Source organism: Rhodopila sp. (assembly GCF_965277825.1).
Classification (GTDB): Bacteria; Pseudomonadota; Alphaproteobacteria; order Acetobacterales; family Acetobacteraceae; genus Rhodopila.
Map to the genome: position 1 here is coordinate 1473615 of NZ_OZ255846.1, position 20464 is coordinate 1494078.

Annotated in this window: 19 protein-coding genes; 9 read left to right on the forward strand and 10 right to left on the reverse strand. The window is 66.6% G+C overall.

Going from position 1 to position 20464, the window contains the following annotated elements:
- Positions 1 to 48 precede the first annotated feature (48 nt).
- The gene (locus tag ACQY4T_RS07460; RefSeq protein ID WP_428539545.1) at positions 49 to 495 is read right to left on the reverse strand and encodes a SufE family protein; all 447 of its coding nucleotides are present in this window, start codon (positions 493 to 495) and stop codon (positions 49 to 51) included.
- A gap of 181 nt (positions 496 to 676) precedes the next feature.
- Here ACQY4T_RS07460 and ACQY4T_RS07465 point away from each other — a divergent pair, with 181 nt between their 5' ends.
- A complete protein-coding gene (locus ACQY4T_RS07465; RefSeq protein ID WP_428539548.1) occupies positions 677 to 2281 on the forward strand; it encodes a flavin-containing monooxygenase in 1605 nt (534 codons plus the stop codon).
- A gap of 10 nt (positions 2282 to 2291) precedes the next feature.
- Here the strand turns inward: ACQY4T_RS07465 and ACQY4T_RS07470 are convergent, their stop codons facing one another.
- From ACQY4T_RS07470 to ACQY4T_RS07485, 4 genes are read right to left on the reverse strand one after another with little or no spacing between them, the layout of a single operon-like run.
- Complete coding sequence (locus tag ACQY4T_RS07470; protein WP_428539551.1) at positions 2292 to 3278, reverse strand: alpha/beta fold hydrolase; 987 nt, start codon at positions 3276 to 3278, stop codon at positions 2292 to 2294.
- Between the two features lie 53 nt (positions 3279 to 3331).
- A complete protein-coding gene (locus ACQY4T_RS07475; protein WP_428539554.1) occupies positions 3332 to 4975 on the reverse strand; it encodes a thiamine pyrophosphate-dependent enzyme in 1644 nt (547 codons plus the stop codon).
- Positions 4976 to 4992: 17 nt separating this feature from the next.
- The gene (locus ACQY4T_RS07480) at positions 4993 to 5394 is read right to left on the reverse strand and encodes a type II toxin-antitoxin system VapC family toxin (RefSeq protein ID WP_428539557.1); all 402 of its coding nucleotides are present in this window, start codon (positions 5392 to 5394) and stop codon (positions 4993 to 4995) included.
- The gene (locus ACQY4T_RS07485; RefSeq protein ID WP_428539560.1) at positions 5394 to 5639 is read right to left on the reverse strand and encodes a type II toxin-antitoxin system Phd/YefM family antitoxin; all 246 of its coding nucleotides are present in this window, start codon (positions 5637 to 5639) and stop codon (positions 5394 to 5396) included. Before ACQY4T_RS07485 ends, ACQY4T_RS07480 begins: the two co-directional genes overlap by 1 nt.
- Positions 5640 to 5749: 110 nt before the next feature.
- Here ACQY4T_RS07485 and dnaE point away from each other — a divergent pair, with 110 nt between their 5' ends.
- The 3 genes from dnaE to ACQY4T_RS07500 all read left to right on the forward strand — a co-directional run bounded on the left by dnaE (position 5750) and on the right by ACQY4T_RS07500 (position 10384).
- Entirely contained in the window at positions 5750 to 9172 is a 3423-nt protein-coding gene (dnaE, locus tag ACQY4T_RS07490) for a DNA polymerase III subunit alpha (protein ID WP_428539563.1), read from the forward strand.
- A gap of 89 nt (positions 9173 to 9261) precedes the next feature.
- Positions 9262 to 9552, forward strand: coding sequence for a hypothetical protein (locus tag ACQY4T_RS07495; RefSeq protein ID WP_428539565.1), 291 nt, complete (start codon positions 9262 to 9264; stop codon positions 9550 to 9552).
- 73 nt (positions 9553 to 9625) lie between these two features.
- On the forward strand, positions 9626 to 10384 hold the full coding sequence (locus ACQY4T_RS07500) for an SDR family NAD(P)-dependent oxidoreductase (protein ID WP_428539568.1): 759 nt from the start codon (positions 9626 to 9628) through the stop codon (positions 10382 to 10384).
- An 18-nt stretch (positions 10385 to 10402) separates the two neighbouring features.
- Here ACQY4T_RS07500 and ACQY4T_RS07505 read toward each other — a convergent pair whose 3' ends face one another.
- From ACQY4T_RS07505 to ACQY4T_RS07515, 3 genes are all read right to left on the reverse strand, one after another.
- The gene (locus tag ACQY4T_RS07505) at positions 10403 to 11038 is read right to left on the reverse strand and encodes an isochorismatase family protein (RefSeq protein WP_428539571.1); all 636 of its coding nucleotides are present in this window, start codon (positions 11036 to 11038) and stop codon (positions 10403 to 10405) included.
- Positions 11039 to 11119: 81 nt separating this feature from the next.
- The gene (locus ACQY4T_RS07510) at positions 11120 to 12406 is read right to left on the reverse strand and encodes an ABC transporter substrate-binding protein (RefSeq protein WP_428539574.1); all 1287 of its coding nucleotides are present in this window, start codon (positions 12404 to 12406) and stop codon (positions 11120 to 11122) included.
- 57 nt (positions 12407 to 12463) lie between these two features.
- Complete coding sequence (locus ACQY4T_RS07515; RefSeq protein WP_428539577.1) at positions 12464 to 13108, reverse strand: DUF2889 domain-containing protein; 645 nt, start codon at positions 13106 to 13108, stop codon at positions 12464 to 12466.
- Between the two features lie 357 nt (positions 13109 to 13465).
- On the opposite strand from ACQY4T_RS07515, the gene hemA reads away from it, so the two are divergent.
- The 5 genes from hemA (at position 13466) to ccmI (ending at position 19332) form a co-directional block, all read left to right on the forward strand.
- Positions 13466 to 14683 (forward strand): 5-aminolevulinate synthase, encoded by a 1218-nt coding sequence (hemA, locus tag ACQY4T_RS07520; RefSeq protein WP_428539580.1) that lies wholly within the window; start codon positions 13466 to 13468, stop codon positions 14681 to 14683.
- 70 nt (positions 14684 to 14753) lie between these two features.
- Positions 14754 to 16742, forward strand: coding sequence for a heme lyase CcmF/NrfE family subunit (locus tag ACQY4T_RS07525; RefSeq protein ID WP_428539583.1), 1989 nt, complete (start codon positions 14754 to 14756; stop codon positions 16740 to 16742).
- A 3-nt stretch (positions 16743 to 16745) separates the two neighbouring features.
- The gene (locus ACQY4T_RS07530; protein WP_428539586.1) at positions 16746 to 17282 is read left to right on the forward strand and encodes a DsbE family thiol:disulfide interchange protein; all 537 of its coding nucleotides are present in this window, start codon (positions 16746 to 16748) and stop codon (positions 17280 to 17282) included.
- Positions 17279 to 17839, forward strand: coding sequence for a cytochrome c-type biogenesis protein (locus ACQY4T_RS07535; RefSeq protein ID WP_428539589.1), 561 nt, complete (start codon positions 17279 to 17281; stop codon positions 17837 to 17839). Before ACQY4T_RS07530 ends, ACQY4T_RS07535 begins: the two co-directional genes overlap by 4 nt.
- Positions 17836 to 19332 (forward strand): c-type cytochrome biogenesis protein CcmI, encoded by a 1497-nt coding sequence (gene ccmI / locus ACQY4T_RS07540; protein ID WP_428539592.1) that lies wholly within the window; start codon positions 17836 to 17838, stop codon positions 19330 to 19332. The genes ACQY4T_RS07535 and ccmI overlap by 4 nt, the downstream gene beginning before the upstream one ends.
- 162 nt (positions 19333 to 19494) lie before the next feature.
- Here the strand turns inward: ccmI and ACQY4T_RS07545 are convergent, their stop codons facing one another.
- Both ACQY4T_RS07545 and ACQY4T_RS07550 read right to left on the reverse strand, forming a co-directional pair.
- Entirely contained in the window at positions 19495 to 19797 is a 303-nt protein-coding gene (locus ACQY4T_RS07545) for a ribbon-helix-helix domain-containing protein (protein WP_428539595.1), read from the reverse strand.
- A 136-nt stretch (positions 19798 to 19933) separates the two neighbouring features.
- Positions 19934 to 20398: an Lrp/AsnC family transcriptional regulator gene (locus ACQY4T_RS07550; RefSeq protein WP_428539598.1), complete on the reverse strand. Its 465-nt coding sequence runs from the start codon at positions 20396 to 20398 to the stop codon at positions 19934 to 19936.
- Positions 20399 to 20464 lie beyond the last annotated feature (66 nt).

The window sequence follows — 20464 nt, forward strand, 5'->3', positions numbered from 1 at the left end:
CCCAATGGATTGCACTTCAACGTGCCGGCAGCGCCGCCGGGCGGCGGTTCAGCCGGTCCGCTGCATGGCGGCGACTTCCCGCACCTTGCGCGCCATCGCCGCGATGCCGTTGCCGCGGTTCGTCGACAGCGCCTCCAGCAAGCCGAGGTCCTTCAGGAACACCGGGTCGGTGGCGAGGATTTCGTCCGCCGATCGGCCGGAATAGACCCGCAGCAGCAGCGCGACCAGGCCCGACACGATGGCCGCGTCCGACAGGGCGGCGAAATACAGCTTGCCGTCGCGCGGCATCGCCTCCATCCAGACCCTGCTCTGGCAACCGGGAACGCGGTGCGCGTCGTTGGTCCATTCATCGGGGAATGGCGGCAGTTTGCGGCCCATGCCGATGATGAACTCGTAGCGCTCCATCCAGTCGTCGAACACCGACAGGTCATCGGAAATGGCTGCGATGGCGGCGGCGGCGGTGGGGTCTTCCGGCTGCACGAATGATTCGGTCATTGGCGGGATGTGCTGGCGGGCGCTGGGCGCGTCAAGCCCGAGGCTGGTGGTCCGGCGACAGGCGGCCGGCTTCGGGGTGCCCAATCGGACGCCCCGGTCTTGTCGTGCCGCGTTCCCAGCGCCCATTATCCGGTCGTGCGCGCGATCAAAGCGCGTGCATCGAACAGCGGAGTGAGCGGCAGTGGCGACCTCGAAGCAGTACGACGCGATCATCATCGGCGCCGGCATGTCTGGGCTGTATCAGCTTCACCGGCTGCGCGAACTCGGGCTTTCGGTGCGCCTGCTGGAAGCCGGCACCGGGGTCGGGGGCACCTGGTACTGGAACCGCTATCCCGGCGCGCGGTTCGATTCGGAAAGCTATTCCTACGCCTATTCGTTTTCGCGCGAACTGCTGGACGAATGGGATTGGGGCGAGCACTTCGCCGGTCAGCCGGAAACCCTGCGCTACCTCAATCACGTCGCCGACAAATTCGATCTGCGCCGTGACATCGAGTTCCGCAGCCGGGTGGCGGCGGCGCATTACGATGACGAAACGCGCACCTGGGACATCCGCGTGGAGGATGGCGAGCGCTTCACCTGCCGTTTCATGATCACCGCCGTCGGGCCGCTGTCGGCGCCGACCCTGCCGGCGATCGAGGGGGTGGAGGACTTCACCGGGCAATCTTTCCACACTGCGCGCTGGCCGCATCAGCCGGTGGATTTCGCCGGCAAGCGCGTCGCGGTGATCGGCACCGGCGCCACCGCGGTGCAGACCATCCAGGAGGTGGCGAAGACGGTCGGTCAGTTGACCGTGTTCCAGCGCACCCCGAACTGGTGCGCGCCGCTGCACAACGCCAAGATCGGGCCTGAGGAAATGGTCAGGTTGCGGGCCGGCTATCCGGAGATGTTCCAGCGCTGCCAGGAGACGTTCTCCTGCTTCATCCATACCATGGACCCGCGCGGCACGTTCGAGGTCACTCCGGAAGAGCGCGAGGCGTTCTGGGAAAAGCTTTATGGCGAGCCGGGCTTCGGCATCTGGCAGGGCAATTTCCGCGACATGCTGACCGATCGCCGCGCCAACGCGCTGATTTCGGAGTTTGTCGCCGGCAAGATCCGGCAGCGGGTGAAGGACCCGGCGACGGCGGAGAAGCTGATCCCCAGGAACCACGGCTTCGGCACCCGGCGGGTGCCGCTGGAGACCCGTTATTACGAGGCCTATAACCAGCCCAACGTGCGGCTGGTCGATCTGTTGGAGACCCCGATCCAGCGGATCACGCCGGCCGGCATCCGGACCAGCGATGCCGAGTACGAGTTCGACATCATCGTCTATGCCACCGGCTTCGACGCTGTCACCGGCAGTTTCGACCGCATCGACATTCGCGGCCTCGGCGGTCAGCGGTTGAAGGAGCGCTGGCGGCATGGGCCGGAGACCTATCTTGGGGTGATGGTCAACGGCTTCCCCAACATGATGATGCTGATCGGGCCGCACATGGCGCTGGGCAACATCCCGCGCAGTATCGAATACAATGTGGATTGGGTGAGCGGCCTGATGCGCCATGTGCGTGATCGCGACATTAGCCGGGTCGAGGCGACCGAGGCGGGGGTGACGACGTGGACCGACCATGTCAAGACGCTGGGCGAGGGGCTGCTGTCGAATGAGGTCGACTCCTGGATGACCGGGGTCAACCGCAACGTCGAGGGCAAGCAGGTTCGTATCGTCAACCGCTACAGCGGCAGTGCGCCGGCGTATCGCGCGCGCTGTGATGAGGTGGCGGCGGACTGTTACGGTGAGCTGTCGCTGGGCTGACGCGGCCGGGCTACAGCGTGCGCAGGAATTCCAGCATTGCGGTATTCACCTCGGCCGCGCGTTCCTGCTGTGTCCAGTGGCCGCATCCCGGCAGGATCGTCGCCGCCCGCAAGCCCGGAACCAAGTTGGCAAGGCCGGAAACCGCTTCGGCCGCGCCCGGAAACGCCAGCACCGGGTCGCGCGAGCCCGCCATGAACAGCGCCGGAATACTCACCCTTGCCCCGGCCATCGCAGCCAGAAGCTCCCAGTTGCGATCAATGTTTCGATACCAGTTTAAAGCACCGCGAAATCCGTTCCGGGCGAATTCCGCGGCGTAGAAGTCGAGATCGGCCTCGCCAAGCCAAGCCGGCAAAGCCATCGCGCCGCTAGTGCTTGCCGACGCGGTCACCGCTGCGAGCCCGCCGACCCGGGGGATCATGGCAAAGTCCGCCGCGCCGCGCTCGCTTTTGTCGTATTCGCCTGACAACCGCAGCAGGATGCCGCGCAGCGCGGCCCGCGGGTCGGCCTCCATATCCGCCTCCGCCACCCCCGGCTGCTGGAAGTAAAGCTGATAGAACACCGCGGCGTCGGTTTGCGGCATCACGGTTGTCGGACGCACCTTGCCGCGCGGCCTGAATGGCACGCTCAGGGCGATGATGCCGCGGAACCGATCCGGCCTGAGCAGCGCCGTGTACCATGCCACCGGCGCGCCCCAATCATGCCCGGCGATGACCGCGGTTTCCTCGCCCAGGGCGTCAATCACGCCGACCATGTCGCCGACCAGATGCAGCAAGGTGTACTGATCGATCGCCTCGGGCGCCTCGGTTTGGCCATAGCCGCGCATGTCAGGCGCCACAGCATGAAAGCCGGCCGCGGCGAGCGCCTCGATCTGATGCCGCCAGGAATACCAGGATTCGGGAAAGCCGTGGCATAGCAAAACCAGCGGACCGCTGCCCTTCTCAGCCAGGTGCAGGCGGATGCCGTTGGTCTCGATCGAGCGGTGGGTGATATCGGTCATGACCGACGTATCCTTTCTTGCCGCGCGATCAAGCTGTTACGGTTCTGCGACTGTCAAGGCAGCGGCGGGCGCCCGGCCGGCCCGCGCACCCGCGGCAGCAGGATCATGTCCCACGGGCTGGGCATCTCGCCGACCGGGACGTGGATCAGCGCCGGCGCGCCGGATGCGAAGGCCTTGCGCAGCGCGGCCTCCAGCGCGTCCGGCGTGGAGGCGCGGTACGCCGCCATGCCGAAGCTTTCGGCGAAGCGGACGAAATCGGGGTTGGTCAGGTCGCTGGCGATCAGCCGGTTGCCGTATTGCTGGGCCTGGATTCGGCGCACATTGCCGAACGCGCCATCGTCGAACACCACCGCCACCACGGCCAGCCGGTGGTGCATCGCGGTCGCCAGTTCGGCGGCCTGGAACATGAAGCCGCCATCGCCGGTCGCCAGCACCACGTTTCGCCCCGGCGCCGCGGCGGCCGCGCCCAGCGCGGTGCCATAGCCCCATCCCAGCGTGTCCTGGTAGCCGGGCGAGAGGAAGGTCCTTGGCGCATGCACCGGCAGCGCCAGGCGGCTGGCGAAGCCGACTTGGGTGACTTCCTCGACGTAGATGCCGTCCTTGGGCAACGCGGCGCGGATCGCGCGCAGGAATCCCATCGGCGGTTCATGCCGCGCCAGCCGCTGCTCGAACGCGAGGCGCACGGTGGCCAGTTCTGGATTGGGCGTCCACGTGGCGCGGCGCGCCGCCAGTTCGGCCAGTAGGGCTCGCAGCGTTACCGCCGCGTCGCCGAGCAGAGCGCAAGTGGGTGCGCGGAAGCGTCCGATCGCCTCGGGATCGATGTCGATCCGCACGATCGGCAAGCCGTCATCGATGCCCCAGTTGGCCTGTTGCCAATACAGCCGGGTGCCGATCGCCAGCACCGCGTCGGCCGTGCGCCACAGGGCGTGCCCCTCGGTGAACGACACCGCCAACGGATGCGAGGTCGGGATCGCTCCTCGGCCGCGGCGGAACGATGAGACCGGCGCATGCAGCAATTCGGCGACCGCCTGTACTTCGGGACCGGCGCCCAGCGCGCCACCACCGACGATGATCAGCGGCCGCCGAGCCTTTGCCAGCAGGTCGGCGGCGGCGGATATGGCGGCCGGATCGGCGCACGGGGCGGTGACCGGCAGCGGCGGGGCCAGCGAGACGTCAGCGGCCTGGCCCCAGACGTCGATGGCACACTCCAGCGCCACCGGCCCGGGACGGCCCGACATCGTCGCCGCGATCGCTTGCGCCACCCGTTCGGAGGCCTCCTGCGGTGAGCGGATCCGTTCGGCCTGTTTGACGATATGGCGCAGCAGGCCGATCTGGTCGTGGATTTCGTGCAGGTGGCCGTGGCCCTGGTCGATCGCGAAGGACGGGATCTGGCCGGCCAGCGCCAGCACCGGCGCACCGGTCGCGTAGGCCAGCAGCAGCGCCGCCGAGGCGTTCAGCACGCCCGGCCCCGGCACCACCGCGAACGCCTGCGGCCGTCCGGTCGCCAGCGCGGCGCCGAGGGCCATGTAGGCGGCGGCCTGCTCATGCCGGGGGTGGATCACGCGAATGCGGTCCGAGGCCTTTTGCGCGGCGTCGAACAGGTGGTCGTTGTGTACCCCCGGCAAGGCGAACAGCGTGTCGACGCCGTGCGCCGACAGGGTTTCGATCACCGCCTCGGCCGTGGTCATGCGCGGCATGGTGCGTCCTTCCCTGTTCAGCCGATCAGGCGCACAGCTTCGCGCCTGGCCGCGGCGGCGAGTTGCTTGTCAAGCGTGGCCAGCGGCAGGTCTCGGCGCAGGGCGAGTTCCAGGTAGGTGGAATCGTACACCGTAAGGCGGTGGCGGCGGGCCAGGCTGAGAACGACATCTCCGGCGGGCGCATGATCGACCTCGACATTCATCCTTGCGAGTGCGCGTAGGAAGATCGCCCCGTCGCGCTCCGAGATACTGCCGCGGCGTTCGTTGACCAGCAGGACGTTGCGGACCTCAAACCACCAGATCGCCGGCGTCACGGCGCCCCCCATCTCCAGTCGCGCCCAGGCCAGATCGGCGATGGTGTCGTCTTCATCCTCCAGGCCCCAGACCGCCGCGACCGAGGCGTCCAGGACGAACAACATCAGTATTTGTGGCCCTCGTGGCGCGCGTCCAGCAGTTCCTGAAGTGGAACCTTCCCCATGCCCTTGCGCAGCGCCTTGATGGTGGCGACTGCCTCGGCCCGCTCCGCCCGGCGAAACTCCTCATCGGGCACCAGGCGGGCGACCGGGCGGCCATGTCGCGTGATCACGACGGTTTCGCCGCGCTGGACGTCATCCAGCAACCGGGGCAGATGGGTTTTGGCTTCGGAGGCCTGAATTTCGCGCATGGTCCGCCTGTTTCGACCGGTTGATTCGACTGGTCGAAAAATAGTGATTCACCACGCACGATGCAAGTCCTGCCCTGCCCAGACTCGGCGGTCTCTGATACAAGGCCGTAATGCCTCATTCTGACTTCGTCCATCTGCGCACCCATTCCGCTTATTCGCTGAGCGAGGGCGCCATCCGGCCCGACAGGATCGCCGCGATGGCCAAGGATGGCGGGATGCCAGCGGCGGCGATCACCGACACCGGCAATCTGTTTGGGGCTCTGGAGTTTTCGCAATACTGCGCCGCCAAGGGCGTGCAGCCGATCATCGGCTGCCAGGTTGGTCTCGCCCGAACCGACAATCCTCGGCTGCCGCCCGATCCGCTGGTGTTGCTGGCGCAGGACGCCACCGGCATGGCCAACCTGCAGCTTCTGTCCTCGCTGGGCTTCCTGGAGACCGATCCGGCGCTGAAGCCGCAATTGCCGTTCGCCCGCATCGCCGGCCACGCTGCCGGTCTGCTGCTGCTTGCCGGGGGCACGACCGGGCCGATTGGCCGCCTGCTGGCCGAGGGTCAGAAGCCCGAGGCGGAGCGCCTGCTGGATGCGATGGCGGAGGCTTTCCCTGGCCGCACGCTGCAGGAACTGCACCGCCACGGCCTGGCGGTCGATGCCGCGATCGAGCCCGGCCTGATCACCCTGGCGGACGCCAGGGGCATCCCGCTGGTCGCCACCAACGACTGCTACTTCGCCGGGCCGGACATGCATGAGGCGCACGACGCGCTGCTGTGCATCGCCGAGGGCCGCACGCTGTCCGAACCCGACCGCCGCCGGGTGACGCCGGAACACTGGTTCAAGCCGGCGGCCGACATGCGCACGCTGTTCGCCGACCTGCCCGAGGCCTGCGACAACACCCTGGCCGTCGCTCGTCGCTGCGCGGTAATGGCCGAAGTCCGCAAGCCGCTGCTGCCGGTGTCGCCCAAGGTCCGCCCCGGCCAGACCGAGGAAGCAACCGTCCGCGCCATGGCGATCGAGGGGTTGCAGCGGCGTCTGGACGCCGCCGGGGTCGAGCCAGCGGCGCGGGAACCCTATCGCGCGCGACTGGATTACGAGTTGTCGGTGATCGCCAGCATGGGCTTCGCCGGCTACTTCCTGATCGTGGCGGATTTCATCCAGTGGTCGAAGGCGCAGGGGATTCCGGTCGGTCCCGGCCGCGGTTCGGGGGCCGGGTCGGTCGCCGCCTGGGCGCTGACCATCACCGACCTCGACCCGCTGCGGTTCAACCTGCTGTTCGAGCGGTTCCTCAATCCCGAACGGGTGTCGATGCCCGACTTCGACATCGACTTCTGCCAGGAAGGTCGCGACCGAGTCATCGACTACGTGCGTAACGAATACGGTGGCGACCGGGTTGCCCAGATCATTACTTTCGGGAAACTGCAAGCCCGAGCGGCGGTGCGCGATGTGGGGCGGGTGCTGGGGCTGCCGTTCGGGCAGGTCAACAAGGTCGCCGAACTGATCCCCAACAATCCGGCCAAGCCGGTCACGCTGCGGCAAGCGGTGGACGGCGAACCCAGGCTACAGGTGCTGCGCGACGAGGACGAGGGTATCGGCCGGCTGATGGAGATCGCGCTGCGCGTCGAGGGTCTGTATCGGCACGCCTCGACGCACGCCGCCGGGGTGGTGATCGGCGATCGCCCGCTGGTCGAACTGGTGCCGCTGTATCGCGATCCGAAATCGGATTTTTTGGTCACGCAGTATTCGATGAAGCATGTCGAGCAGGCTGGGCTGGTGAAGTTCGACTTCCTCGGCCTGACCACGCTGACCATCCTGCGCCGAGCGGAGACCTTCCTGAAGGGGATGGGGATCGAGGTCGAACTCGATCGACTGCCGCTCGATGACACCAGGACTTTCGAGATGCTGCAACGCGGCGATGCTGGCGGCGTGTTCCAGATGGAAGGCCAGGGCATGCGCGACACGCTGCGGCTGATGCGGCCCGACCGGTTCGAGGACCTGATCGCCGCCGTCGCGTTGTACCGTCCGGGACCGATGGCCAACATCCCGGACTACTGCCGGCGCAAGCACGGCGAGACCTGGGACGCGCCGCACCCGGTGATCCACGACATCCTGGCCGAGACCTATGGCATCATGGTCTATCAGGAACAGGTCATGCAGATCGCCCAGCAGATGGCCGGCTACAGCCTGGGGTCGGCCGACCTGCTGCGCCGCGCCATGGGCAAGAAGATCGCCGCCGAGATGGAGGCGCAACGGAACATCTTCACCGGCGGTGCTATCGGCAACGGCATCGACCCGGCCAAGGCCACCGAGGTGTTCGACCTGATGGCCAGATTTGCCGATTACGGCTTCAACAAATCGCATGCAGCCGCCTACGCCTTGGTTGCCTATCAGACCGCCTGGCTGAAGGCCAATCACCCCGAGGTGTTCCTCGCCGCCAGCATGAGCCTGGCGGTCAACAACACCGATCGCCTGGCGGCGCTGAAACAGGAAGCCGAACGCAGCGCGATCACCATCCTGCCGCCCGACATCAACCGTTCCGGGGCCGATTTCGCCGTCGAACGCACTGACGACGGCCGCCTGGCAATCCGCTATGCGCTGGCCGCGGTGAAGAAGGTCGGTTCGGCGGCGATGCAATCGATTGTCGCCTGCCGCGCCGAGGCGCCGTTCGAGGATGTCACCGACTTCGCCGCCCGGGTCGATCCGCGCCAGATCAATCGCATGCAGATCGAGAACCTGGCGCGCGCCGGCGCGTTCGATCGGCTGGACCACAACCGTGCCCGAGTGTTCGCCGGTGCCGAAACGATCCTGCGCCGCGCCCAGGCCGACCAGCAGGAAAAGGACAGCGGCCAGATCGGCCTGTTCGGCGGCATCATCAGCAAGCCCGAACCGCTGCGGCTGCCCGAAATCCCCGACTGGCCGCCGCTCGAACGCCTGGCGTTCGAAGCCGAGGCGATCGGCTTTCATCTTACCGCGCACCCGCTCGATGCCTATGCCCAGGCGCTGCGGCGGCTTGGCGTCGTGCCGTCGGTCCAGGTCGACGCCCGCGCCGCCGCGGGGGTCAGCCGCGTCAAGTTGGCCGGCACTATCGTTGCGACCAAACAACGCATTACCCGCACTGGCAGCCGCATGGCCTGGGTACGGATTTCCGACGCCGCCGGGTCGTTGGAGGTCACCTGCTTCAGCGAGGTGCTGAACCGTGCCCGCGACCTGTTGGTGTCGGGTGCCAACGTGCTGGTGACGGCCGAACTGAAGACCGAGGGCGAGGCGGTCCGTGTCACCGCGCTGGATGTCACGGCGCTGGACAAGGCTGCGGCGGCGGCCGGCGCGTCGATACGCGTGTGGCTACGCGAAACCGCCGCCGTGCCGCATATCCGCGACCTGCTGGGCCGCGAGGCCGGCGGCCGCGGCCGCGTCACCCTGGTGCCCAGCATCGACAGCGAACAGGATGTCGAAATCGCCCTGCCCGGCGGCTATAACGTCACGCCGGGGCTGGCTCAGGCGCTGAAAGCGCTGCCCGGCGTGGATCAGGTCGAGGAAGTCTGACCGGCCCTCAAGGACCAGCCGCGAGCGAGGGCCGAGGCGTCCGCCGCACTTCTTCTCTGCTACGCTTACCGCGTGCTGAGGAGTTGTTCATGGTCCCGACAATAAACCCCCTGGTCGCCGCCGGCGTCGTGGTCGCCACTGCGGCGACCGACGCGGTCTATGTGATGTTTACGTCCGCTGTCGCGGCGCGCCGCCGTGTGCCCGCCGCCACCTGGAGCAGCGTCTGGTACCTGCTGTCTTCCTACGCGGTCATCAGCTACACCGCGAACTGGGTCTATGTGGTGTTCGCCGCGATCGGGTCCTGGCTTGGCGCGTTCATCTCCATCAGCCTGCTGCAGCGTTCGGCCGCCCGGCCGCCGGGACGCGCCACCCCGGGATGATCCGCCGGCTTGAGCGGGTGACGCCAGCCGCCGGATTGACCATGCTGGCAGTCGGCATTCACAGGAGGCTCGGATGGCAGACCTGACAGGTCAAACGGCGTTGGTGACCGGCGCCCAACAAGGCATCGGCAAAGCCATCGCGATCGCTCTGGCACATGACGGTGCCGATGTCGCGATCAACTACCTCGATGACGAGGCCGCCGCCGAAGAGGTAGCCGCCGCGGTGCGTGCGGCAGGCCGCAAGGCGACCGTGCTGCGCGGTGACGTCGCCGCCTCGGGGGCGCCCGGTGCGCTGGTCGATGCCACCGTCGCCGCGTTCGGCAAGATCGATATCCTAGTCAACAACGCCGGCGTGTTTCCGCGCGTCGCGTTGCTGGACATGACCGAGAAAGACTGGGATTTCGTCCATTCGATCAACCTGAAGGCAAGCTTCTTCTGCGCCCAGGCGGCGGTTCGGGTGATGATCGCGGCCGGCATCGGGGGCCGCATCGTCAACCTGGCCTCATCGGCGATGTTCGGCGCATCGCCACAAGGCGTGCACTATGCCGCCAGCAAGGGCGGCGTCGTCTCGATGACCCGGGCCATGGCGATGGAACTGGCGCCGCGCAAGATCCGCGTCAACGCGATCGCGCCGGGCCTGACCGACACCGCGCAGCCGCGCTATGGATCAACCGAGGCGGAACTCGTTGAAATGGCATCCGCCATTCCACTGGGACGGATGGGCCAACCGCAAGACATCGCCAACGTCGCGGTGTTCCTGGCCTCGGACCGGTCCGGCTTCATCACCGGGCAGACGGTGCATGCCAACGGCGGAAACTTCATGGCCACCTGACCAATTGCGCCGTTCGGGTCAGGGTTTGTCGTTGGACCGCCGCCATTGCTCGATCGCCTCGATCGCGCTGGCTGCATCGATCACGTCGGCGTAGCGCCGCTCGACATCCTTCAGGTTCTGCGCGTGCGCCGCGGCATCATGGTCGCCGACACAATCGTGCGGCACCATCACGCGGAAACCCAGCGAGAACGCATCTATCACGCTGGCCCGCACGCAGCCGGAGGTGATGCAACCGGTAACGATGACGGTATCGACGCGCTCCTTGTTCAGGATCGCGGCGGCCGAGGTCGCAAAGAAAATCGATGGCGCGGACTTCATCAAGGTCACGTCGGGGGCGGCCGCGGCAATGCGCGGGTCAAGCTCCACCGATGCCGACCCGCGCAGCAGATCGAACACCGCGCCCACCTTCCAATGCGGCGCCGCGCGCGGGCTGTCATAGCCGTTGACGCAGGCGATGACCGGCAGCCCGGCGCGCTTCGCCGCCGCGATCACCGGAACGGTGTTGCGCACCGCCTGATCCACCATGGGCGCACCGCCCATCGGAAAATCGGCGCCGACGAAGCCGCGCTGAAAATCCACCACCACGACACCGATCTTGGTGCCGAAGCCGACTGGCCGATCGCCGTAGCCGCGTTCCGCGTAGATGTCGGACATCGCTAGAACCCTCAGTGTGTTTTCGACCAGGCCGGCGGCGGGGCTGGCACGCGCGGCGATTACCACCGCGCGCGACGCGCCTCAGGAGTGCACCAGTGGACAGCCTCCGGCGTTCAATGGCCGGAACGCCTGATCCGCCGGCGTGGTCGCCAACAGCTTGTAGTAGTCCCAGTCATACTTGCTCTCGGCCGGCGACTTCACTTCGTAGAGATACACCGGATGCAGGCAACGCCCGTCCGCCCTGATCTTCCCCGGACCAAAACAGTCGTCGTCGGTCGGCATCGCCTTCATCCTTGCCACCGTCGCGGCGCCGCTCTTTTTCGCATCGGCAACGCCCATCGCGGCGACCGCCTTTAGATAGTGCATCGTTCCGGCGTAGCAGCCGGCCTGCCCCATCCCAGCCCTAGCCGAACCGATATGCGGCTGCAGCCGCTTGCTGAAGGCGCGGGTGCGGTCGTCGCGATCCCAGTAGAACGTGTTCGACACCACGATCCCCCGCGCCGTCTGCAGCCCAAGTGCATGTACGTCGCTGACGAACACCAGCAGCCCGGCCAGCTTCACGCCCTTGGCGGTGATCCCGAACTCGCCGGCCTGCTTGATCGAATTCACCGTGTCGGCGCCGGCGTTGCACAGCCCGATCACCTTGGCGCCGCTGGACTGCGCCTGGAGCAGGAACGAAGAGAAATCGCTGTTGCCGAGCGGTGCCAGGACGTTGCCCAGCACCTTGCCGCCGGCCTGGGTGACGAAGTTGCTGGTATCGCGTTCCAGCGCGTGGCCGAATGCGTAGTCGGCGGTGATGAAGAACCAACTGTCGCCGCCGGCCTTCACCATGGCCCCGCCGGTGGAATGGGCCAACATCCAGGTATCCATCGTCCAATGCACCGTGGTCGGCGCGCATTGCGGCCCGGTCAGATCGGCCGTCGCACCGGGTGAGTTGATATAGGCTCGGTCGGCTTGCTTGCAGACGCCGGCCACCGCCAGCGCGACCGCGCTGTTGGGCACGTCGATGATCAGGTCCACGCCGTCGCGCTCCAGCCACTGGCGCACCAGCGCGGCGCCGATGTCGGGCTTGTTCTGATGGTCGCCGGTGATGATCTCGACCGGGATATCGCGGCCGGCCGCTTTGGTGTCGCTGACCGCCAGTTTGACGGCCTCGATGGCGATCGGGCCGCTCAGGTCGCGATACACGCCTGACTCGTCGCCCAGTATTCCGATCTTGATCGCTTTCGACTGCGCACGCGCCTTGAACCCCGGCAGCGTCGCGGCAACAGCCGCGCCGGTCAGAACACCGCGTCGGGCGAGCAACATGGTAGGTATCCTTGTCCAGTGGATCGAGACCCGGCCGAGGCAGCCGACCAGCGGCGGCAATCTTGATCGCCGGCAACAAGCTGTCAATTCGTTGCCGCTGTGCGCGGCAAATCCGCCCTACCCGGCGGTTTCCTTGGCCGCCACGTCTGGCCCAGTATCCGGCCCGGTATAGAGATGCGGCCAACGGCGCTTCACCAGCGGCCCGTTCTGATCATAAGCCAGGCAACTATTCAGCATCTTGTTGCCGCCGCCCCATTGTTCGGTGATCCTTGTGTCGAGGGCCTCGCTGCCGGGCGTCTGGTGCGCGATGCCCTCCGCCGCCATGTCCCGCCGAACCTTGGCCGGGTTGATGGTTTGCAGGGCGGTGGTGGCGAGTTGCTGCAGCAACTCGCGCAGATGGGTGCATCCCACGGTGCCTCCGACCCGCTGGGCCGCCTCACGCAGGAAGCCCGGCTTGATCCGCAGTCCGGTCAGTCGGGCGAAATTGGGCGCCGCGGCCGGGCAGACCGCATACGGCGTCTTGTCGCTGACCGCCTCGACCGCCTGCACATGCATCTGCTCATTTACCGTCAGACGCAGCCACATGTCGTGCACCGGCTCGCCGGGCTGAATGATGCCGCGGTCGAGATTGGTCTGGGCGAAGCTCTTGCAGTCGGTCAGATGCGCCTCGATGTCGTAGTCGCCGTCGCTCCGGCGGTAGCCGTTGATCTCGATGGCGCGCGTGTGCAGGTGTTCGCGCGCGGCGGGCTGGGTCAACGGCATGGCAGGCTCCCAAAGCGGTGCACGGACCGGACGGTAAGCCACCGATGCCGCATTGCAGCAAACCCTATCGCATCCGCCGTGGAGGTTGCAAAGCACCTCGCCGGCATCCCCGGTTCGCCCGCGCGATCCGGCGGACACTGATTAAGCTTAAATAATCCTGGCGATTCCGGTTGACGCGATGATCAATCTGCGCATCTTTCGGTTGCGCGTTGATTAACCTGGAACGTTGATTAACCTGGAACAAAGTCCGCTGTGATCAGGTTCATTGGTTTAGGGGATCCGATCGCCTAGAACGGTCCGTCGCCCTGGATTGCCAGGGCGCAATTTAACGGTGGCGCAAACTAAGGGTTCCGAACGATGAACGCGTTCAAAGAGCATTGCCGCCGGTCCCTGACCTCGATCCGCGACCAGGGGCGTTATCGGATCTTCACCCCGCTACAAAAGCGGGCTGACGACTTCCCGTATTACGGACGGCCCGACGGCGCGCGTGTGCTGGTTTGGTCGTCCAACGACTACCTCGCCATGGGCGGCCATCCGGTGGCGGTCAACGCCGCCTGCCTCGCTGCTCGGACCATGGGCGCGGGGGCTGGGGGAACCCGCAACATCAGCGGCACCAGCCCGGTCCACGACGAACTCGAGGCAGAGGTCGCCGATCTGCACGGCAAACAGGCCGGGCTGCTGTTCACCTCCGGCTTCGTGTCCAACCAGGCGGCGTTGTCCACCATCCTGAACAGCGCGCCATTCGGCGCGGATCAGCCGTGGCAGGTGTTTTCCGACGCCAAGAACCACGCCTCGATGATCGCCGGCATCAAGGGCTCGCGCGGCATCGTCAACATCTTCCGCCACAACGACACCGCGCACCTGGAAGCTCTGCTGCGCGCCGCGCCGAAGGCCGCGCCGAAGCTTATCGCCTTCGAATCGGTCTATTCGATGGACGCCGATATCGCCCCGATCGGCGCAATCTGCGACTTTGCCGAAAAATACGGCGCGATGACCTACCTCGATGAGGTCCACGCTGTCGGCATGTATGGCCCCAATGGCGGCGGCGTGTCGGAACGCGACGGCGTCGCCGGCCGCGTCGATATCATCGAGGGCACCCTGGCCAAGGCGTTCGGCTGCCATGGCGGCTATATCACCGGCGACGCCGAGGTGGTGGACTTCATTCGCTCCACCGCGCCTGGGTTCATCTTCACCACCTCGCTGCCGCCGATGACCGCGGCCGCGGCGCTTGCCAGCGTGCGCCACGTGCGCCAGGACCATGTGCGACGGGCAAAGCTGTTCGAACGGGCCGCCGCGTTGAAATCCCGGTTCGACGCCGCCGGCTTGCCGCGGATCGAATCAATCAGTCATATCGTGCCGCTGCACGTCGGGGAGGCCGCGCTTTGCATGGATGTCAGCCAGCGCCTGCTGAACGAGTTCGCCATGTATGCGACCCCGATCAACTATCCAACCGTGGCCCGCGGCGAGGAACGCCTGCGCTTCACCCCCGGCCCGATGCATACCGACGCGATGATGAACGAACTGGTCGCCGCGCTGTTGCAAATCATCCCGGTGGAACGGCGCCGAGCGGCCTGATCCAGACTTCCGCGGCTCCCGCCGCCTTCGCGGGGGCAAGCCGGACCAGAGGCGGGGGCGGGCGTTTGTCATGATAATCGAGCTTGGCCATTTCGCGCTAATCCTGGCGCTGTTCGTGGCGATCATTCAATCGACGATTCCGCTGATCGGTGCCGAACGGCGCCATGTCGGCTGGATGGCGATCGGCAAATCCTGCGCCCTGATCGGCTTCGCGCTGACCGCGCTGTCGATGCTGTCGCTGATGTATGCCTATGTGACTTCGGATTTCACGGTCATCAACGTGGTGGAAAACAGCCACACCGACAAACCGTTGCTGTATCAGATCACCGGCGTTTGGGGCAACCACGAGGGCTCCATGCTGCTGTGGGTGTTCATGCTGTCGCTGTGCGCCGCCGCGGTGGCGCTGTTCAGCGACAACCTGCCGCCGGCGTTGCGCGCCCGCGTGCTGGCGGTGCAGGGGATGATCGCGACCGGCTTCCTGCTGTTCATCCTGCTGACCTCCAACCCGTTCCTGCGCACGTTTCCGCCGCCGGCGAACGGCCAGGGGCTCAATCCGGTGCTGCAGGACCCCGGCCTCGCGTTCCACCCGCCGTTTCTCTATTTGGGCTATGTCGGCTTCTCGGTCGCCTTTGCCTTCGCCGTCGCCGCGTTGATCGAGGGCCGGGTCGATGCCGCCTGGGCGCGCTGGGTGCGGCCGTGGACGCTGGCGTCGTGGTGCGCGCTGACCATCGGCATCGCCATGGGATCGTGGTGGGCATACTACACGCTGGGCTGGGGCGGCTGGTGGTTCTGGGACCCGGTCGAGAACGCGTCGTTCATGCCTTGGCTGGTCGGCACCGCGCTGATCCATTCCTCCATCGTGGTGGAGAAGCGGGACACGTTGAAATCCTGGACCATCCTGCTGGCGATCATCACCTTCTCGCTGTCCTTGGTCGGCACCTTCCTGGTTCGCTCCGGCGTGCTGACGTCGGTGCATGCGTTCGCCACCGATCCGCAGCGCGGCAGCTTCATCCTGTTGCTGCTGGTGTCGGCGATCGGCGGTTCGTTGACGCTGTATGCCATTCGTGCCCCGGCGCTGAAGGGCGGCGGGCTGTTCGCGCCGATTTCGCGTGAGGGCGCGCTGGTGCTGAACAACGTGCTACTATCGTGCGGCTGCGCGACGGTGTTCCTGGGCACGCTGTATCCGCTGTTCCTCGACGCCACGGGCGGCCCGAAGCTGTCGGTCGGGTTCCCGTTCTTCAACCGAACCTTCGCGCCAATGATGGTGCCGATGGTGATGGCGGTCGGTGTCGGCCCGATGCTGGCCTGGAAGCGCGGCGACGTGCTGGGTGCGCTGCAGCGGCTGTGGGTGGCCTACATTGCAACCGCGCTGGTCGTACTGGTCGCGTTCTATGTCACCCATGGTGGTCCGGTGCTGGCGGTGTTCGGACTTGGCCTATCGGCCTGGCTCGCCACTGCGGTGCTGACCGAGTTCGCCGAGCGGATCAGGCTGTTCCGCATCCCGCTGGGTGACAGCGTCCGCCGCGCCATCCACCTGCCGCGGGCGAGCTATGGCATGAGCCTGGCGCATTTTGGCCTAGCGGTGTCGGTCGCCGGGTTCGCCGCCTCGGCCTGGGCGCAGGAGGCGATCCAGACGCTGAAGCCCGGCGGCAGCATCGACATCGCCGGCTATCAACTGACGTTGCAGCATGTGGACCGCGTCCCGGGTCCCAATTACACCGCCGACGACGCCTCGATCCGGGTCACCAGCGGCGGCGATTTCGTCACCATGATGCACCCGCAACGGCGGTTCTTTCCGCTGCAACAGCAGACCACCGGCGAGACTGCGATCCGCACCAACCTGCTGGCCGATCTTTACGTCGCACTGGGCGATTCCGGCACCGCTGGAGACTGGACGGTCCGGGTCTACTGGAAGCCTCTGGTGCCGTGGATCTGGCTCGGCGCGGTGATCATGGCGTTCGGCGGCATGGTCAGCCTGAGCGATCGCCGCTGGCGCGTCGGTGCCGCCGCCCGAGCGCCGCGGCGGGCCGAGCAGCCGGTCCCCGCCGCCGGCGAATAGATCATGAAGCGCCTGTTTTACCTGCTGCCGCTGGCGATCTTCCTGATCGTCGTCGGATATTTCGCCCTCGCGCTGCGGCCGGGTCACGACATCCACGAACTGCCCTCGGCGATGATCGAAAAACCGGCGCCGGACTTCGACCTCGCCGGCCTGGACAGCGACAAGGCGCTGGATCTGGATGCGCTGAAGGGACAGCCCTTCATTATCAACTTCTTCGCTTCCTGGTGCGTGCCCTGCCGGATCGAGCATCCGCTGCTGATGCGGTTGTCGGAGCAGAACCACCTGCCGCTCTACGGCATCGCCTATAAGGACAAGCCGGCCGACTCGGCAAAACTGCTGGCGACGTTCGGCGATCCGTATCGCCAGGTCGGGGTTGACCAGAGCGGCCGCGTCGGGCTGGATTTCGGCGTCTACGGCGTGCCGGAGACCTATGTCATTGACCGCACCGGCACCATCCGCAAGCGCTTCGTCGGCCCCTTGACCGCCGAGACGGTGAACCAAGAGCTGCTGCCGTTGCTCAAGCAACTGGGTCAGACATGACGGTGGCTTCGGCAACCGTTCGCGCTCGCTTGGCCTGGGCGTGGCTGGCGGGCGACTGGCTGCCTCGGGCCTGGCGTCCAGGCGCCTGGCGGCTGATTGCCTGCGTGCTGGGTGCTGCGCTGTTGCTGACCGCGCTGGCGGCCCATGCCGTCGAACCTAGCGAGCGGCTGGCCAACCCGGCGCTTGAGGCCCGCGCCCGCAACATCAGCGCCGGGCTTCGCTGTCTGGTCTGCCAGAACGAATCGATCGATGAATCCGGCGCCAGCCTGGCGCACGACATCCGCATCTTCGTCCGCCAACGACTGACCGCCGGCGACAGCAACGCCCAGGTGATCCAGGCCGTGGTCAATCGGTATGGCGCCTTCGTGCTGCTGAAACCGCCGGTCGAGCCGGCCACCTACGTGCTGTGGTACGGTCCTCCGGCGCTGGTGCTGTTCGGGTTAGCGGGAACCATGCTCTGGTTGCGCCGCCGCCGGGCAGCGTCGGTGGACGACGCCCCGCTCAGTCCCGAGGAATCCCGCCGCCTGGACGGCCTGATGCGGGAGAGAGACGTTTGATCCTGCCGTTCCTGCTGGCACTGCTGGCCTTCGGCACGCTGCTGCCGATCCTGGCGCCGCTGTTGCGCGGCAGCCGCCCGGTGCCACCTCGTGCCAGCTTCGACCAGGCGGTCTATCGCGACCAACTGCATGAACTCGATCGCGACATCACGCGCGGCATGCTCTCGCCGGCCGAGGCCGCCGCCGCGCGGCTGGAAATCCAGCGCCGCCTGCTGGCCGCCGACCGGGTCCCCGCCGCGCCGCCCCGGCTGTCGCGCAGCCCGGTATTGGCCGCCATCGTCTTGCTCGTCATCGCCGCCGGATCGGTCTCCAGCTACCTTTGGCTCGGGTCTCCTGGCGTGCCGGACGAGCCCTATTCGTCGCGCACCGCTGAACTCGCCGCCGATAACAGCCAGCCCTCGCTGCGCGCGGCGGTCGCAGCCCTTGCGACGAAGCTGAAACAGAACCCAGGGAACGCCCAAGGCTGGGTGCTCTATGGTCGCAGCCTGGCGATGCTGAACCAGTGGGACCAGGCCGAGGACGCTTACCACCACGCCATCGACCTGGGCCAGACCAGCCCCGACGTGCTGGCCGACCACGCCGAGGTGATGGTGATGCAGGCCGGTGGCACGGTGACCCCAGCGGCCGAGACCGCGCTAAGACAAGTTCTGAAAGCAGACCCTGCCAGCGGCATGGCTCGGTATTACCTGGCCATTGCCGCGATGCAGGCCGGCGAGCCGCGCCGCGCGATCGACGGGCTGCAGGCGCTGCTGGCCGAATTGCCGGCGGATTCGCCAGTGCGGCCACAGTTGGGCCGGCAGGTCGCCGGGGCTGCCCAGGCCGCCGGCATCCCAGTGCCGAAACTGGCCGAGGGCAGGCCGCCCGCGCCCGGCCCGACGGCGGCAGCCGAGCTTGCCGGTTCCGGGGGCGCCGGTTCAGGGGTCGCTGGTTCAGGGGCCGCTGGTTCAGGGGCCGCTGGTTCAGGGGCCGCTGGTTCAGTGGGGGGACCGGACGCCAAGGCGGTCGCCGACGCCGCCAACATGTCCGATGCCCAACGCCAGACGATGATCCGCGGCATGGTCGCGCAGCTGGCGGCGAAGCAGCAGGCCGATCCATCGAACCCGGACGGCTGGCTCCGCCTTGGCCGCGCCTATAGCGTGCTGCATGAACCCGACAGGGCGGCTGACGCGTTCGACAAGGCGGCCGGCTTGAAGCCGGACGACGTCTCGATCCCGTTACAGGAAGCCCGAGCGCTGCTGAGCGATCATGCCCCGACCGACAAGGTCTCGCCTCGGGTGGTCGGTCTGTTGAAACGCGTCGAAGCGGCTAATCCGGACCAGCCGCTGGTGCTTTGGTATCTCGGCATGGCTGCCGTCCAGGATGCTCATCCCGATCAGGCTCGGAAGTATTGGAATACGTTGCTGACCCAGGTGCCGCCGGGCAGCGAGGACGCCAAGGTCATCCAGTCGGCGCTGGATACGCTGTCGCGGCAAAAACCTGGCGCTGGAGGGTAGCACCGGGTTACGTCGCGGTTTGTTTGAGGATCCGATTCACGCGCCAAAATCGTGGACGCTCCGCGTCTGGCGTTGGTCTGCGTTCGGATAGCGGCCGCAAGCCCAGCATTTTGTTGCGCTCGCGGTGACTCGGGACGCGGTGTTTTGGCGTCCCTTCGGCGGTTACGCGGCAGAGCGGGTCATCTCCCGCACTACCCTGCGATGCAAGAGCGGGCCATGGCCGGCGCTTGCATGTCCCACCTCGGTCGAGGCGGTGTGGAAGTAATTCGCGATATAGACCCGGACCGCGCTGGTGCGGCCCCCTACGTGCCCGGCCGCTTCGATCTGACGCACCAAGGTGCTCATATCCTGCGCTTCGCGTTCGCAAATTTCGCTCAGCATGTCCCAGAGCTCGGGTTCCAGCCGCATGCTGGTCCGGCCGCGCTCAGCGACGACGTTTCGATTGACTAGACGACTAGCTGCCATTGGCCACCTCCTGATTGCCAGGACGGAGAAGACCAGGAAATCGTTAAGAGAACGTTCACAACGCGGAGAAAACAGCGGCTTTTGGCAGGCCGGCGTAGCCACCGGGACGGTGCGGCCGACCCGTGCGTCAATCCGGTCACACCGGCAGCGGCGCCGCCTTCATCCGCTCCATGCTGAAACGGCTGCTGACGTTGCGCAGCGGCACCGCGGCGATCAATTTGCGGTAGAAATGATCATAGGCGGCGATGTCCGCGACCACGACATGCAGCAGGTAATCGACGTCGCCGCTCATGCGCCAGGCGTCGATCACTTCCGGCGTGTCGCGGATCACTTGAGCGAAACGGTCTAGCCATTCGCTGGAATGATCGGCGGTTTCGACCGCGACGAACACCGATACCGGAAGCCCGACCTTGTCGGCATCCAGAATCGCGACCCGGCGTTGGATGATGCCGTCCTGCTCCATCCGGCGGATGCGCTTCCAGCACGGGGTCGGGGTCAACCCCACCCTGGCGGCGATGTCGGCCAGCGACATCGACGCGTCAACCGAGATCAGCCGCAGGATCTCACGATCGAGGCGATCGATATCCTTGTCCGAGGCCATTCACCGCAACCCAAAGGCAACGCGCGTGTTTGGGAGAAGAAAATCATCCAAGTCAAGGTACTTATC